15 protein-coding genes and 2 pseudogenes are annotated in these 15,009 nt (G+C 74.0%); 3 read left to right on the plus strand and 14 right to left on the minus strand.

Features of this window, described 5'->3' with window-relative positions; genetic code table 11:
• The 4 genes and pseudogenes from MCBG_RS34000 to MCBG_RS12440 all read right to left on the minus strand — a co-directional run.
• Window positions 1–324: pseudogene (locus tag MCBG_RS34000) on the minus strand (hypothetical protein); the annotation flags it as partial.
• 185 nt (window positions 325–509) lie between these two features.
• A complete protein-coding gene (locus MCBG_RS12430; RefSeq protein WP_030504158.1) occupies window positions 510–710 on the minus strand; it encodes a DUF3046 domain-containing protein in 201 nt (66 codons plus the stop codon).
• Window positions 701–2,013 (minus strand): annotated as a pseudogene (locus MCBG_RS12435) (MFS transporter). The gene MCBG_RS12430 and the pseudogene MCBG_RS12435 overlap by 10 nt, the downstream one beginning before the upstream one ends.
• Window positions 2,014–2,080: 67 nt before the next feature.
• Window positions 2,081–3,223 (minus strand): acyl-CoA dehydrogenase family protein, encoded by a 1,143-nt coding sequence (locus tag MCBG_RS12440; protein WP_043325741.1) that lies wholly within the window; start codon window positions 3,221–3,223, stop codon window positions 2,081–2,083.
• Between the two features lie 89 nt (window positions 3,224–3,312).
• On the opposite strand from MCBG_RS12440, the gene MCBG_RS12445 reads away from it, so the two are divergent.
• On the plus strand, window positions 3,313–3,963 hold the full coding sequence (locus MCBG_RS12445; protein ID WP_043325743.1) for a 4a-hydroxytetrahydrobiopterin dehydratase: 651 nt from the start codon (window positions 3,313–3,315) through the stop codon (window positions 3,961–3,963).
• 1 nt (window position 3,964) lies between these two features.
• Here MCBG_RS12445 and MCBG_RS12450 read toward each other — a convergent pair whose 3' ends face one another.
• Both MCBG_RS12450 and MCBG_RS12455 read right to left on the minus strand, forming a co-directional pair.
• On the minus strand, window positions 3,965–4,663 hold the full coding sequence (locus MCBG_RS12450) for a UdgX family uracil-DNA binding protein (RefSeq protein WP_043325745.1): 699 nt from the start codon (window positions 4,661–4,663) through the stop codon (window positions 3,965–3,967).
• Window positions 4,664–4,744: 81 nt separating this feature from the next.
• Window positions 4,745–6,082 (minus strand): aminotransferase class I/II-fold pyridoxal phosphate-dependent enzyme, encoded by a 1,338-nt coding sequence (locus MCBG_RS12455; RefSeq protein WP_043325747.1) that lies wholly within the window; start codon window positions 6,080–6,082, stop codon window positions 4,745–4,747.
• 38 nt (window positions 6,083–6,120) lie between these two features.
• Between MCBG_RS12455 and MCBG_RS12460 the strand changes: the two genes are divergently transcribed.
• Entirely contained in the window at window positions 6,121–7,368 is a 1,248-nt protein-coding gene (locus tag MCBG_RS12460; protein ID WP_043325748.1) for a bifunctional pyridoxamine 5'-phosphate oxidase family protein/GNAT family N-acetyltransferase, read from the plus strand.
• On the plus strand, window positions 7,365–8,027 hold the full coding sequence (gene leuE / locus MCBG_RS12465; RefSeq protein WP_043325749.1) for a leucine efflux protein LeuE: 663 nt from the start codon (window positions 7,365–7,367) through the stop codon (window positions 8,025–8,027). Before MCBG_RS12460 ends, leuE begins: the two co-directional genes overlap by 4 nt.
• A 61-nt stretch (window positions 8,028–8,088) precedes the next feature.
• Here the strand turns inward: leuE and MCBG_RS12470 are convergent, their stop codons facing one another.
• The 8 genes from MCBG_RS12470 to MCBG_RS12505 form a co-directional block, all read right to left on the minus strand.
• Window positions 8,089–9,018, minus strand: coding sequence for a sporulation protein (locus MCBG_RS12470; protein ID WP_043325751.1), 930 nt, complete (start codon window positions 9,016–9,018; stop codon window positions 8,089–8,091).
• Window positions 9,019–9,174: 156 nt separating this feature from the next.
• Window positions 9,175–10,239 (minus strand): hemolysin family protein, encoded by a 1,065-nt coding sequence (locus MCBG_RS12475; protein ID WP_043325753.1) that lies wholly within the window; start codon window positions 10,237–10,239, stop codon window positions 9,175–9,177.
• The gene (locus tag MCBG_RS12480) at window positions 10,236–11,591 is read right to left on the minus strand and encodes a hemolysin family protein (RefSeq protein WP_043325755.1); all 1,356 of its coding nucleotides are present in this window, start codon (window positions 11,589–11,591) and stop codon (window positions 10,236–10,238) included. The genes MCBG_RS12475 and MCBG_RS12480 overlap by 4 nt, the downstream gene beginning before the upstream one ends.
• 163 nt (window positions 11,592–11,754) lie before the next feature.
• The gene (gene mnhG, locus MCBG_RS12485) at window positions 11,755–12,090 is read right to left on the minus strand and encodes a monovalent cation/H(+) antiporter subunit G (protein ID WP_043325757.1); all 336 of its coding nucleotides are present in this window, start codon (window positions 12,088–12,090) and stop codon (window positions 11,755–11,757) included.
• Window positions 12,087–12,350, minus strand: coding sequence for an MrpF/PhaF family protein (locus MCBG_RS12490; protein ID WP_043325758.1), 264 nt, complete (start codon window positions 12,348–12,350; stop codon window positions 12,087–12,089). Before MCBG_RS12490 ends, mnhG begins: the two co-directional genes overlap by 4 nt.
• Window positions 12,347–12,997 (minus strand): Na+/H+ antiporter subunit E, encoded by a 651-nt coding sequence (locus MCBG_RS12495; RefSeq protein WP_043325760.1) that lies wholly within the window; start codon window positions 12,995–12,997, stop codon window positions 12,347–12,349. The genes MCBG_RS12490 and MCBG_RS12495 overlap by 4 nt, the downstream gene beginning before the upstream one ends.
• Window positions 12,994–14,499, minus strand: coding sequence for a Na+/H+ antiporter subunit D (locus MCBG_RS12500; RefSeq protein WP_043325762.1), 1,506 nt, complete (start codon window positions 14,497–14,499; stop codon window positions 12,994–12,996). Before MCBG_RS12500 ends, MCBG_RS12495 begins: the two co-directional genes overlap by 4 nt.
• Window positions 14,496–14,975, minus strand: coding sequence for a Na(+)/H(+) antiporter subunit C (locus MCBG_RS12505; protein WP_043325764.1), 480 nt, complete (start codon window positions 14,973–14,975; stop codon window positions 14,496–14,498). The genes MCBG_RS12500 and MCBG_RS12505 overlap by 4 nt, the downstream gene beginning before the upstream one ends.
• Window positions 14,976–15,009: the final 34 nt, after the last annotated feature.

The raw sequence follows: 15,009 nt of genomic DNA on the forward strand, positions 1-15,009 counted from the left end.
GAGGGCCCGCGCGTACTCCGGGTCGAGCGCGTGCTCCGCGTCGATGAACGCGGCGATGCCGCCGGCCCGCTGGGCGTTCGCGACCGCGTGCAGCGCGACGGTGGTCTTACCGCTGGACTCCGGACCGTAGATCTCGACCACCCGGCCGCGCGGCAGACCGCCCACGCCGAGCGCCACGTCGAGCGCGATGGAGCCGGTCGGGATGACAGCCGTCTGCACGACGGGCCGCTCCCCCAGCCTCATCACCGAACCCTTGCCGAACTGCTTGTCGATCTGAGCGAGAGCAAGGTCGAGCGCCTTCTCCCGGTCAGGCCCTGCTGCCATCGTTGCCACCCCTGCCTTCGCCGGCGTCTTTCCTGAGCTTCGCGTCACGCGGGACACGCTAGGCGCTGGGTCCGACAGAAAACCAGCCGACGGGCCGTGAGCTGTGGACGAGCACCCCGCTGTGGACAATAGCCGAACAGGTGTACGACTGGGCAAGCGACACGCGGGATCGATGAAAAGGCTGCTCAGCGTAGTCGGGCGGGCACCCGGTCGGGGTACGCGGCGACCACGGCGCGCCACACCACGTGCGTTTGCTCACCGGCCGCGAGCGCCTGCTCGATGGTCCGCCCACCGAGCTGGGACAGCACCTGGTCCCGGGCGATGCTGGCCGCGTAGCCGGGCCCGAACGCCTCCTCGAGCCGCGTCCAGAAGTCGGTCAGCCGCACGTGTTCAGTCCTCCTCGTCGAGTGGCGCCGGGCCGGGACGGCGCAGCGCCAGCGCCACCAGCGGCACCACGGCGATCGCCGCCAGCAGGGTGAGCGTCGGGTACCCCACGGCCCGCATCACGAACCCGCTCGCCGCCGCCGCGCCCGCCCCGGCCAGCCCCATGAGCAGGTCGGACAGCCCCTGCACACCGGGCCGGTCGGCGGTCGGCACCGACTCCGACAGCAGCGTCGAGCCCGCCACCATCGTGCCCGACCAGCCCAGCCCGAGCAGCGTCAGCCCCACCGACAGCGGCGCCGTGTGGTGCCCGGCGGTGCCGGAGACCGCGCACGCGGCCAGCAGCAGCGCCACCCCGCCGAGGATCACCGGCCGCCGGCCCACCCGGTCGGTGAGCCACCCCACCACCGGCGACAGCGCGTACATGCCGGCGATGTGCAGGCTCAGCACCAGGCCGACCACCGGCAGCACGTCCTCGTCGGAGTGCCACTCGCCGAGGTGCACCGGGGTCATCGACATGACAGCGACCATCACCAGGTGCCCCACCGCGACAGCGGCGATGCCGAGGCGGGCGGCCGGCCGCCCGCGTACCGTGCGCCACGCGGCGACCATGCCACCGCGGCGGGTGACCGCCGGCGCGGCGCCCGGCGCCGGCTCGGCCGCCGCCAGCCGGCGCGCGGTGAGCAGCGGGTCCGGCCGCAGCAGGACCAGGAGTACGACGGCGGTCAGCGTGAACGCGACGGCGCTGAACGCGAACGGGCCGGACAGCGCCGGCAGGCCCCAGCCCCGGGTGGTCTCGTCGGCGAGCGCGGCGAAGTTCGGCGCGGCCACCGCGCCGATGGTGGTGGCCCACACGACCAGCGAGAGCTGCCGCCCCCGGCGCTGCGGCTCGGCGAGGTCGACCGCCGTGTAGCGGGCCTGGAGGTTGGCCGCCGTGCCGCCGCCGAACAGCAGCATGCCGACGAAGAGCAACGGCACCAGGCGCGTCACGGTGGCGACCACCACCAGCACGCCGCCGACCGCGCCGACCGCGTACGCGAGAACCAGGCCCGGTCGCCGGCCACGCGCGGCCATGAGCCGGGTGACCGGGATGGCGAGCAGCGCGGCGCCGACCACCCCGGCGCTCTGCGCGAGCCCGGCCAGGGCGGTGCCGGCGACCCGGGCGGCGAGCAGCGCGCCCACCGAGATGCCGATGGTGACGCCGATGCCGCCGATGATCTGGGTGAGGAACAGCAGCCGGACGGTACGCCGCTGGATGCCGGCGACGTCGGGCCGGGGCGGGGCCGGCGCGGTCAGGTCGGTGGACATGCGCGCTCCTGGTGGGACGGGTGCCCCATCCTCCCGCACCGGCCCGCCCGGCCGGCACCCGGTTTCGCTACAGGCCGAGGCCCCGGCCGATGATCTCCTTCATGATCTCGGTGGTGCCGCCGTAGATGGTCTGCACGCGGCTGTCCAGCCACGCCTTCGCCACCGGGTACTCCGCCATGAAGCCGTAGCCGCCGTGCAGCTGCACGCACCGGTCGGCCACCTTGGTCTGCAGCTCGGTGGTCCACCACTTGGCCTTCGCCGCGTCGGTCACCGACAGGCGGCCCGCGTTGAACTCGGCGACGCAGTGGTTGACGAACGTGCGCGCGATGGTGACCTCGGTGTCCAGCTCGGCCAGCAGGAACCGGTTGTGCTGGAACCGGCCGATCGGCCGCCCGAACGCCTCCCGGGAGCGGGCGTACTCGATGGTGAGCGCGAGCAGCTTCTCGCAGGCCGCCACCGCGGCGACGGCGATGCTCAGCCGCTCCCGGGGCAGGTTGGCCATCAGGTGGTAGAAGCCGTGGTTCTCGGTGCCGATCAGGTTCTCCGCCGGCACCCGGCAGTCGTCGAAGAACAGCTCGGCGGTGTCGTTGGCCTTCAGGCCGACCTTGGCCAGCCGGCGGCCCCGGCTGAAACCCGGCGTGCCGCTCTCCACCACGACCAGGCTCACCCCGTGGGCGCCCTGGTCCGGCGCGGTCTTGACCACCACGACCACCAGGTCGGCCATCTCACCGTTTGTGATGAACGTCTTCTGCCCGTTGAGGACCAGGCTGTCGCCGTCGCGCACCGCGCCGGTGCGGATGCCGGCCAGGTCGCTGCCCGCGCCCGGCTCGCTCATCGCGATCGCGGTGACCAGGTCGCCGGAGCAGAAGCCCGGCAGCCAGCGCTTGCGCTGGTCGTCGGTGGTCAGCTCGGTCAGGTACGGCGCGACCACGTCGTTGTGCAGCCCGAACCCGAGGCCCGAGCACCCGGACGCGACGATCTCCTCGTCGAGCACCGCGTTGAACCGGAAGTCGCGCTGCCCGCCGCCGCCGTACTCGGGGTCGACGTCGGGGCCGAGCAGCCCGGCCGCGCCGGCGGCCCGCCACACCTCCCGGTCGACGATCCCGTCGGCCTCCCAGCGCTCGTGGTGCGGCACCGCCTCCCGGGTCAGGAACCGGCGGCACAGGTCACGGAACTCGTCGTGGACGGGTTCGTAGAGATGCTGCTCCATGCCGGCAAGTCTGGCACCGCTCACCCGCCCCGGACAGGGGCGAGCCGGGCGGGGTGGCCCGCCCCCGCGCGGTGGGCCAGGATGGCCGGATGGGCACACTCACGGGGAAACAGGTCGCCGAGGCCGGGCTGGACGGGTGGACGTACCTGCTGGGGGCGTTGCAGACGCGCATCCGTACCCCCGATTTCGCGGCCGGGCTGGCGCTGGTGGCCGCGGTGGGCGCGGAGGCCGAGCGGGTCGATCATCATCCCGATCTGGACCTGCGCTACACCCACGTGGACGTGCGGCTGTGGTCGCACGACGCGGGCGGGGTGACGCAGCGTGACCTGCGGCTGGCCCGGTTCGTCTCGGGGCTGGCCGCGGACTCCGGGCTGACCCTGTCGGCCGCCGGGCTGGCCCGGCTGGAGCTCGCGCTCGACACCCCGGAGCACGCGGCGGTGCTGCCGTTCTGGCGGGCGGTGCTGGCGCCTGGCGCGCCGCCCGGCCCGGGCGGCGACGAGGTACGCGACCCGGACGGCGTGCTGCCCACGGTCTGGTTCCAGCGCTCCGGCCGGGACGAGCCCCGGCAGCGGTGGCATCCGGACGTGTGGGTCGACCCGGCCGAGGTGGACGCGCGCATCGCCGCCGCGCTGGCGGCCGGCGGGACGCTGGTCAGCGACGCGGAGGCGCCGAGCTTCTGGGTGCTGGCCGACCCGGACGGCAACCGGGTGTGCCTGTGCACCTGGCAGCAGCGCGCCTGACTCAGCGCAGCGCCTTGGCGGCCACCTTCAGGTCGGCGACCAGGCCCTCGTACGCGACGTCCTGGTTGTCGGCGCGCAGCACCGCCGACGGGTGGATGGTGGCGAGCAGCCGGGCCGCCGGGGCGTCGGCGACCGCGCCCGTCCGGTCCACCGGCACCCGTTCGAAGTCCTCCGGGTGCTGGGCGGCGGCGGGCCAGGGCAGCAGCTCGCCGCGTTGCTTCGTCACCCGGAAGCTCGGGCCGAGCAGCGCCTTGGCGGCGGTGGCGCCGAGCACCACCACGATCTCCGGGCGCAGCCGGGCGAACTCGGCGACCAGCCAGGGCCGGCAGGCGGTGACGTGCACCCGGTCCGGGGTCTGGTGGATGCGCCGCTTGCCGCGCAGCTCGAACCGGAAGTGCTTGACCGCGTTTGTGAGGTAGATCTGGGCGGGGTCGAGCGCCGCGTCGTCGACGGCCTTGCGCAGCAGCCGCCCGGCCGGGCCGACGAACGGCAGGCCCTTCTGGTCCTCGATGTCGCCCGGCTGTTCGCCGACGAAGACCACGCGCGCGTGCTCGTCGCCGCGGCCGAAGACGGTCTGGGTGGCGTCCCGGTACAGCTCGCAGCCCCGGCAGTCGCCCGCCGCGGCGCGCAGTTCGTCGATGGTGTCCGCCGACGGCGGGATGAACTCCTGCGCTCCGGGTGCGCTCTCGGTCTCGGCCATGCCGATCGTTCTACCCCGTCCGGCGGCGCGCACGCGAGTGGCCCGCCGCGCTCGCCCGGAGGTGTTAAGAAGGGGCCCTTCCTATACCGAATGCGTTAAGAAGGGGCCCTTCCTTCCGGCGGTGAGCGCGTCGGCGAGCGCGGGGATGTCGGCCTCGTCCAGCGCGCTCACCGAGACGCGCACGGCGGGGTCGGCCGCGATCCGGTAGAGCCGGCCGGGCGCCACGGCCCATCCGGCGTCGCGCAGCGTCGTGACCGTCACCGTCTCGTCGGGCACCGGCACCCAGACGTTGATCCCGGTACGCCCGTGCGCGGCCACCCCGCGCGCGGCCAGCGCGGCCACCAGCCCGTCGCGCCGCCGGTCGTAGCTGTCCGCCGCGCGCCGTACCAGCCCGGCGGTGGCCGGGTCGCGCCAGAGCGACACGACCAGCCGTTGCAGCACCGTGGACACCCAGCCGGCGCCGACCCGCGCCCGGCCGGCCACCCGGGCCACTGTGGCCTCGTCGCCGGCCAGCACCGCGAGCCGCAGGTCGGGCCCGTAGGGCTTGCTCACCGACCGGACGAACGCCCACGCCGGTGTCGCCCCGGCGAGCGGATGCAGGGGTACGCGGGCCAGCTCGGCGGCGTGGTCGTCCTCGATCAGCAGCAGGTCGGCGCGGCCGTCCAGCAGTGTCCGCAGCGCGTCGGCCCGGTCGGTGGAGACGGCCGCGCCGGTCGGGTTCTGCGCCCGGCTGGTCACGACGAGCGCCCGGACCCCGGCGGCCAGCGCCGCGCGGACGCCGCCGACTGTGGGGCCGTCGTCGTCCACCGGCACCCCGACGGTACGCAGCCCGAGCGCGGCGATCAGGTCGAGCAGGTTGGCCCAGCCCGGGTCCTCCACCGCCACCGCGTCGCCGGGGCGCAGGTGGGCGGCGAGCAGCCGTTCGATGCCGTCGAGCGCGCCGCCGGTGACTGTGAGCTCGCCGGCCGGGACCCCGTCCGCGGCGAGCCGGTCCGTCGCCAGGGCGGCCAGGTCGGGCAGCACGGCGTCGGTCGCGTAGCCGCCGGGGGGTCCGATGTCGGCGGCGAGCGCGGCGAGGTGCGGCCCGAGCGGGGGCAGCAGCCGGGGGTCGGGCTGGCCGGCGGAGACGTCGCGACCGCCGGGCAGCGGCGGGGGCAGCAGCGCGGCGCGGCGGGCGGCCACCGGTGGGCGGGGGCGGACCCGGGTGCCGTGCCGGCCGGCGGTCGCGACCAGGCCACGTTGCCGCAGTTCCTGGTACGCCTTCGCGACGGTGGCCGGGCTGACGCCGAGGTCGGCGGCGAGCGCCCGGACGGCGGGCAGCGCGTCGCCCGGCGCGAGGTCACCGCTGCGGATGCCCGATTCGACGCTGGCCGAAATCGCGGCCGACGTGGACCCGCTGACCTGATAATGTGCTGCCACAGTTTGGGAATTGTACTAGAACAAAGGTGGGATGTCACATGTACCCTCCGACCCCCCGCACCACGGCCAGCCGCGTCCGCGACCGGATGCGCTACGACGCGGCCACCGCGCACGCGCTGCTCGACGAGGCGTACCACTGCGCGCTGTCGTTCACCGTCGACGGCGAGCCGCGCGTCCTGCCGACCCTGCACGTGCGCGTCGGCGACACGCTCTACCTGCACGGCTCCACCGGCAGCCGGCCACTGCTGGCCGCCCGGGGCGAGGCCGGGCTGCCGGTCTGCGTCGCCGTCACCCACCTCGACGGGCTGGTCTACGCGCGGTCGCAGTTCCACCACAGCGCCAACTACCGGTCCGTGGTGGCGCACGGCACCGCCCGGCTGGTCGAGGACACGGACGAGAAGGCGGCGGTGCTGACCGCGCTGATCGAGAAGGTGGCCACCGGGCGCTCCGCCGAGAGCCGCCCGCCGAACCGGCGCGAGCTGGCCGAGACGGCGGTGCTGGCGCTGCCGCTGCGGGAAGTGTCGGTACGGGTGCGCACCGGCGGCGTCAACGACGAGCCGGCCGACGAGGCGCTGCCGTACTGGGCCGGTGTGGTGCCGCTGCGGCTCACACCGGGCCGACCCGAACCCGCCCCCGGGGTGAGCGCGCCGGTGCCGGCGTACCTGCGGGCGGCCCGCTCGCCGTGGCACGAGCCGGCGGTGCTGCGCGGCGAGCACGTGGTGCTGGAGCCGCTCGACCTCGCCCACGCCGACGAGCTGCACGCCGCCACCGACGACCCGCAGGTGTGGCAGCACCTGGGCGGTACGCGGCCGGCCGACGCCGACGAGATGCGCCGGGTGATCGGCGGCTACCTGGACGCGCAGGAGCGCGGCGAGCAGGTGTGCTGGGCGCAGCGCTGCGCCACCACCGGCGCGGTCATCGGCACCACCTCGTACTACGAGATCGACCCGGTACGCCGGTCGCTGGCGATCGGCTACACCTGGCTGGGCCGCCCGTGGTGGCGTACCGGCGTCAACACCGAGGCGAAGCTGCTGCTGCTGGGCCGCGCCTTCGACGAGCTGGACGCGGTGCGCGTGGTCTGGCACACCGACATCCGCAACGAGCGCTCCCAGCGGGCCATCGAACGGCTCGGCGCGAGCCGGGAGGGCGTGCTGCGGCAGCACAAGCAGCGCGCCGACGGCTCCTGGCGGGACACCGTGCAGTACTCCATGCTCGCGCAGGAGTGGCCGAGCGCACAGGCCAGCCTGCGGGAACGTCTTCGCGCGGCGGCCCCCGTGGCGTCATGATGTCCGGCGTGCTGGGGATCACCGACATCTGGACGTACGTGCTGGGCACCGTGGCGATCGTGCTGCTGCCCGGACCGAACTCTCTCTTCGTGCTGGCCACCGCCGCCCGCCGGGGCGTGGCCACCGGTTACCGGGCCGCGGCCGGGGTGTTCGTCGGCGACGCGGTGCTGATGTTCCTCTCCGCCGCCGGGGTGGCCTCGCTGCTCCAGGCGTACCCGCCGCTCTACCTGGTGATCAAGTACGCCGGCGCGGCGTACCTCGGGTGGTTGGGGCTGGCCATGCTGCGCGGCGCGTGGCGGCGCTGGCGCGACCGTAACGACCCGGCCACGCCGCGCCTGATCGACGAGGTCGAGCCGGCCGGGCCGCAGGAGCCGTTCCGGCGGGCGCTGGTGATCAGCCTGCTCAACCCGAAGGCGATCCTGTTCTTCGTCTCGTTCTTCATCCAGTTCGTCGACCCCGGGTACGCGTGGCCGGCGCTGTCGTTCCTGCTGCTCGGGCTGATCGCGCAGGTCGCCAGCGCGCTCTACCTGACCGCGCTGATCTTCACCGGCACGTTCCTGGCGGCCCAGTTCCGGCAGCGCCGTCGGCTGGCCGCGACCGGGACCACGGCGGTGGCGATGCTGTTCCTCGGCTTCAGCCTCAAGCTCGCCGCCGGCTGAGGTGTAAGGAAGGGCCCCTTCTTAACGCCTCCGGCATAGGAAGGGCCCCTTCTTAACAAGATCACGTGCCGTCGCCCCCACCGCCACCGCCGCCGATGCCCGCGCCGCCGGCCGTGCCGCCGAGCCCGTAGCCGGGCGCGACCGGACGGTCGGGCGGGCGGCTGACGTGCGCCGACTCGCGGATCGTGGCCGACCAGTCGGCGTGCGCCGCCGCTGCCGCGTGCCGGTCGATGGCGTGCCGCAGCCAGCCGTCCACAGTCGCCACCCAGTCCCGCTGGTCGGCCCCGGCGTGCCAGATCCGGAACCGGCTGATGCTCTGGTGGGTGATCCCGGCCAGGGAGAGCCGCCGGTCCAGCCAGAGCAGCACCTCCATGCCGGCCGAGTCGGTCAGCATGATCATTTCGAGTTCGGTCATCGGGCCGGCGTAGAGCGGGGCGGCCCAGAAGCCGTACCACTGCTGGAACGGCAGCGTCTGCTCCACCCCCGGCAGGCGTCCCTCGCGCAGCCCGGCCTGCCGGATCGCGAAGCCGAGCGTGTCCAGCGCGGCGAGCACGTGCTCCTGGGAGGGCAGCGGGTGGATCAGCACCGGCACCATCGCGCCCTGGTCGACCTCCGGATCCACCGACACCTCGGTACGCAGCCCGGTACGCAGGCTCAGCAGCGGCACCCCGCCGTACGTGGTCACCGGTGACTCCCACGGCAGCGGCACGGCGAACTCGACGGCGCGCCGTCGTCCGGCCGGCACCACGAACCGGCCCGCGATCGTCCACGTCTGGAACTGCACCAGGCGGCGCGGCGCCTCCGGGTCCTCCGGTTCGACCTGGGTGACCAGGCCGAGCCGGATGTGCCGGACCGGTACGTCCGATCCGCCGGCGCTGAGCGTCACCCGGCCCGGCAGGCGCAGGCCCGGCCGGGTGCTCGGATTGGGCAGCGTGGTGCTCACCGAGAGCCCCGTCCAGGCGGAGTCCCGCGACACCCCGGTCAACCGCATGCCGGGGCATTCCCGCTGCCCGCCGGGCCATGCCCGACCGAAGCGGACGCCGGACGCCGGCTGCCGGGCGCCGGACGCCGGGTGCCAGACGCCGCAACGGACGCCGGCCCGGCGAGGTGGTCTCCCACCTCGCCGGGCCGGTACGGATCATGACGGTCAGCGCATCCGGCGGCCTCGCGGCACCGGGTCGGTCTCGTCGTCGAACTCGCCGATGACCTCCTCCAGGAGGTCCTCCAGCGCGACGAACCCGATCGGCCGGGTCGGCCCGCCACCGTTGCTCACCAGCGCGAGCTGCGCCTGCTGCGCCCGCATGGCGGCCACCGCCTCGGTCACCGACGCCTCGGCCGGCAGCGTGAAGGCGTTGGTCATCAGCTCGTCCGCGGTCGCCGGGCGGCCGGTGGTGACGGCACGCACCGCCTCGCGTACGTGCACCAGGCCGCACACCTCGCCACCGGCGTCGACCACGGCGAGCCGGGACCGGCCGCTGTCGCGGGAGACGTGCTCGATCCGCTCGGCGGTCTCGTCGCGGCCCACCGTGACGATCCGGTCGAACGGCTCCATCACCTGCGCCACAGTGGTGCCCTGAAGCTCCAGCATGCTGCTGAGCAGCTGGTGCTGCTCGGCGCCGAGCAGCCCGTGCTCCCGGGACTGCTCCAGCAGGATGCGCAGCTCGTCCGGGCCGTGCACCTGGGCGAGCTGGTCCTGCTGCTGCACGCCGAACAGCCGCAGCATCGCGTTGGCGAGCCCGTTGAGCACGGAGAGCACCGGCCGGACGATCCGGGCGAAGGCCCGGAACGGCAGCGCCAGCAGCGTCGCGGAACGCTCGGCGTCGGTGATCGCCCACGACTTCGGGGCCATCTCGCCGACCACCAGGTGCAGGAACGTCACCAGGGACAGCGCGAACACCAGCGCCACCACGTGGCTGGCCGCGGTGGGCAGGCCGACCGCGTGCAGCAGCGGGCTGATCAGCCGTTCGATGGCCGGTTCGGCCAGCGCGCCCAGACCCAGCGTGCACAGCGTGATGCCGAGCTGCGCGCCGGCCAGCATGAGGCTCAGCTCGCGGACGCCGTCGAGCGCCGCGCGGGCGGCCCGGCCGCCACCGGCGGCCGACTGCTCCAGCCGGTACCGCTTGGCCGCGACGAGCGCGAACTCGGCGGCCACGAAGAATCCGTTGAGCGCGAGCAGCACCACGGAGAAGAACAACGCGAACCCGGGGGTCATGCCGCTCCCTCCCCGGACACGTCGGCGGTGGACCGCAGCCGTACCGAGTCGGCCACGTGCCGGTCCACGGCGAGCACCTCGACCAGCACCCGCGGGCCGGACGCCGGCTCGTCGCCGTCGGCGGCGACCGGGATCTCCAGCCGGTCACCGACCTCGGGCACCCGGCCCAGCTCCCGCATCACCAGACCGGAGAGCGTGTCGTACTCGGGCGCCTCGGGCAGTTCGATGCCGGTGCTGTCGGCGACCTCGTCGATGCGCCAGCGCGCGGGGACGACCCAGGAGCCGTCCTCCTGCCGCGCCGCGGCCCGGTCCGGCGGGTCGTCCTCGTCGCGGATCGGCCCGACCAGTTCCTCGGCCAGGTCCTCCAGCGTGATCACGCCGGCGAAGCCGCCGTACTCGTCGACCACGCAGGCGAGCTGCCGGTGCCCGGACCGCAGCCGGTCGAGCACCGTCGGCAGCGGCAGCGTCTCGGGCACGAGCAACGGGGGTACGGCCACCGCGTCGACCCGGGTGGTCGCGCGCTGCGCCGGGGGCACCCCGAGCACGTCGGCGATGCCGACCACGCCGATCAGGTCGTCGACGCCCTCGGCGCCGCGCACCGGGAACCGGGAGTGGCCGGTGTCCAGCAGCTCGACGATGCGGCTGACCGGCTCGTCGGCCCGCACGGTGTGCACGTCGACGCGGGGCACCATCGCCTCGCCGGCGGTCAGCTCCCGGAAGTCCAGGCCCCGGTCCAGCAGGTCGGACATCTCGGCGTCGAGGTGCCCCTCCTCCCGGGACTCGGCGATGATCTGCTCCAGGTCCTGCGGGGTGGCGCCGCTGGGCAGCTCCTCGATCGGCTCGATGCCGATGCGGCGGAGCAGCCGTACCGCGGCCCGGTCGAAGAGCGTGATCAGCGGGCCGGCGATCTTCAGGTACATCAGGGTGGACCGGGACAGCGCCCGGGCCAGCGGCTCGGCGCGGGCGATGGCCAGGTTCTTCGGGGCCAGCTCACCCAGGACCATCTGCACCACTGTGGCGATGACCAGGGCCAGCGCCACCGACAGCGGCAACGCCACCGCGCTGGAGATGCCGGTGAGGCCGAGCAGGTCGGCCAGCCCGGCGCCGAGGAACGGCTCGGCGACGTAACCGACGAGCAGGGCGGTCACGGTGATGCCCAGTTGGGCGCCGGACAGCATGAACGAGAGCCGCGCGGTGACTTCCAGGGCCCGGGCTGCGGCACGATCGCCACCGTCGGCGAGCTGCTTGAGCTTGCCCCGGTCCACGGCGACGTAACCGAACTCCTGGGCCACGAAGTAACCGGTGGCGGCGGTGAGCACGATGATGAGAAGGAGACCGACGAGGATCAGCACGGGAGGTTCAGTGCTCCCGGGGTCGTCGGGGAGGGAATTCGCCGGGTATGACCCGGCCGGCTACTGCTGCCCTCCGGGGCAGGAGAGTCGATCATGCGGCCCATTTTATCGGTACCGGCTGGACGTCCGCTGAGGGTGCCGGGAACCCTCCCCCACGTCCGGTTCACCGCCCGGCGAGCTCGTCCACGTCCAGCAGGCTCCGGTCGACCCGGCCGGACCGGTAGGCCGCCCGGCCGATCATCTGCGCGGCGACCGGCGCGGTGGAGAGCTGGAAGATCGCCACCAGGACCAGCATGCCCAGGTCCGAGGGGGTACGCAGGCGCAACGCCAGCCCGGCCAGCAGCAGCAGGACGCCGAGGACCTGCGGTTTCGTGGCCGTGTGCATCCGGTCCAGCACGTCCGGGAAGCGCACCAGTCCGATGCCGGCGACCAGCCCCAGCACCGCCCCGGCCAGCAGCAGCGCTCCACCCGCCCAGTCCGCGACGGCAGCGACGCTCACGATTCGCCCCGGACCGCGAAGCGCACCAGCGACACCGAACCGATGAAGCCGAGCAGGGAGAGCACCACGAGCACGGGCAGCGTGGTGGCGTGCCGGTTCACGGCGGCCTCCGCCCCCACCGCGGCGAGCATCGCCGTCAGCAGCAGGTCGGCGCCGACGACCCGGTCGAGCAGGGACGGGCCGCGGTAGATGCGGGCCAGGGCGAGCAGCGCGGTGGCCGAGAGCAGCACGGTGAGCGCGACGGCGAGCAGGACTGTCACGGGTGGTTCCTCCGTTCGGCGGGTTCGAGGTCGAGCCGGCGTACCTCGGCGGGAGATCCGATGGCGCGGACGATGCGCCGTTCGACGGCGAGCACGCGCTCGCGGCTGCCGGTGATGTCCTCGGGGCCGCGCACGTCGAGCACGTGCACGTAGAGCACGCCGGCGGCCCGGTCGACGTCGATGATCAGCGTGCCCGGCACCAGCGAGATCACCTCGGCGGTGAGCGCCAGGTTGAGGTCGGTACGCACGCGCAGCGGCACCGCGATGATGGCGCCGCGCGGGCGGTAACCGAAGCGCAGCGCCACGGCGGCCACGTGCAGGCTGGCGCTCACCAGCTCCGCGATGAAGGTGATCAGGAAGACCAGCAGCGCGCGGGGGCGGAACCGGCCGCCGAACGTGACCGGCGGCAGCGGGAAGAACAGCAGCACGGCCGCGCCGACCACCAGCCCGGCGATGAGGTTGCCCACTGACACGTCGCCCCACAGCAGCAGCCACGCGGCGACCAGCCAGCCGAGCGCGAGCGCCTGTTCGCGGCGCCGCCCACCCCGGCCCACCACCTGAATCGGCGCGTCGGGCTCGGGCGCGGCCCGGGGTACGCCGGTCGGCTCCCCGGTCGCGCCCCCGCCCGGGGGCAGGTCGTCGGTCATGGCACGTCCCGGGGCAGGACCGCCCGCACGTACGGGGTGCGTTCGCGCAGGTCGGTGGCCGCGTTCGAGGTGACCTGGAACAGCGGCCCGGCCGCCAGCGTGAACAGCACGCCGAGCGCGACCAGGGCGGTGGTGGCGCCGACCATCAGGCCGGGCAGCCGGGCCGGCACGGTGGTGGAGGCCAGCCGGGGCGCCCGCCAGAACGCGATGTTCCACACCCGGGAGGCCGCGTAGAGCGTGAGCAGGCTGGTCAGCGTGCCGGCCCCGACCAGCACGGCGGGCAGCGTCCCGCCCGCCGCCACGCCGGCCTGGAGCAGACCGAGCTTGCCGAGGAAGCCGGAGAACGGCGGGATGCCCGCCAGGTTCATCGCCGGGACGAAGAAGAGCACGCCGAGCATCGGGGCGACCCGCGCCAGCCCGCCGATACGGCGCAGGTCGGTGCTGCCCGCCCGCTCCTCGACCAGGCCGGCGACCAGGAACAGCGTGGTCTGGATGGTGATGTGGTGCACCACGTAGAAGATCGCCCCGGACAGGCCGGCGACGCTGCTCAGCGCCACCCCGAAGATCATGTAACCGATGTGGCTGACCAGCGTGAACGACAGCAGCCGCTTCAGGTCCGACTGGGCCACCGCACCGAGGATGCCGACCACCATGGTCAGGCCGGCCACCACCATCAGCAGGCCGGCGACCTGGCCGCCGGGGAACAGCAGCGTCTCGGTGCGGATGATCGCGTACACGCCGACCTTGGTGAGCAGGCCGGCGAAGACAGCGGTCACCGGCGCGGGCGCGGTCGGGTAGCTGTCCGGCAACCACGCCGACAGCGGGAACACCGCCGCCTTGATCCCGAACGCGAGCAGCAGCATCAGTTGCAGCGTCAGGCGTACGCCCGACGGCAGCGCGTCCAGCCGGCCGGCGAGCTGCGCCATGTTCAGCGTGCCGGTGGCGGCGTACACCAGCCCCACCGCGGACAGGAACAGCAGCGACGACAGGATGCTGACCACCACGTACGTCGATCCGGTGCGCAGCCGCACCTCGGTGCCGCCCAGCGTGATCAGCACGAAGCTCGCGGCGAGCAGGATCTCGAAGCCGACGAAGAGGTTGAACAGGTCCCCGGCCAGGAAGGCGTTCGTCACGCCCGCGGTGAGCACCAGGTACGTGGGGTGGTAGATGCTCACCGGCGCGGTCTCGCCGGTCTCCCCCCGGCCCTGGCCGATCGAGTAGAGCAGCACGCACAAGGTCACCGCTGAGGAGACCAGCACCATCAGCGCCGCCAGCTGGTCGGCCACCAGCACGATGCCCACCGGCGCCGGCCAGCCGCCCACCTGCACCACCACCGGCCCGAACCGGTACGCCTCGACCAGCAGCACCGCCGCCACCACCAGGACGCTGGACAGGCAGAGCACGCTTATCGACCGCTGCAGGCGGGGCCGCCCGGACAGCAGGAGGGTGAGCGCCGCGCCGAGCAGCGGCACCACCACCGGCAGCGGCACGAGCCCGCTCATGTCTCACCGTCCCGGCGCAGCCGCCGGCGGGCCGGCTCCGGGTCCACCTGCTCCGGGTCGTCGTCCGGGCCCTCGCCGCCGTGGTCCGCGGTCGACACCTCGTTACTCTCGGCGAGCCGGACGATCTGCCGGTCCTCCAGGTCGTCCTGCACCTCGTCGTCGCCGCTGGTGTACCAGCTGCGGTACGCGACGGCGAGCAGGAACGCGGTCAGCCCGAACGTGATCACCACTGCGGTGAGCACCATGGCCTGGGGCAGCGCGTCGCTCATCTCACCCTGCGGGGAGGAGCCCACGAACGGTGCGGCGCCGGCTCGCCCGCCGAGCAGAATGAGCAGGTTCACGCCGTTGCCGAGCAGGATGATGCCGAGCAGGATCCGGGTCAGGCTGCGTTCCAGCAGCAACGTGACACCGGCGGCGACGAGCACCCCGACCGCCAGCACCAGCACCAGCGTCGGACCGGCCGCGCCCCTGGTCACTGAGCCACCTCTGTTCGCGACTGCGGGGCTCGCA

It is taken from the genome of Micromonospora sp. M42 (genome assembly GCF_000568915.1).
Classification (GTDB): domain Bacteria; phylum Actinomycetota; class Actinomycetes; order Mycobacteriales; family Micromonosporaceae; genus Micromonospora; species Micromonospora chalcea.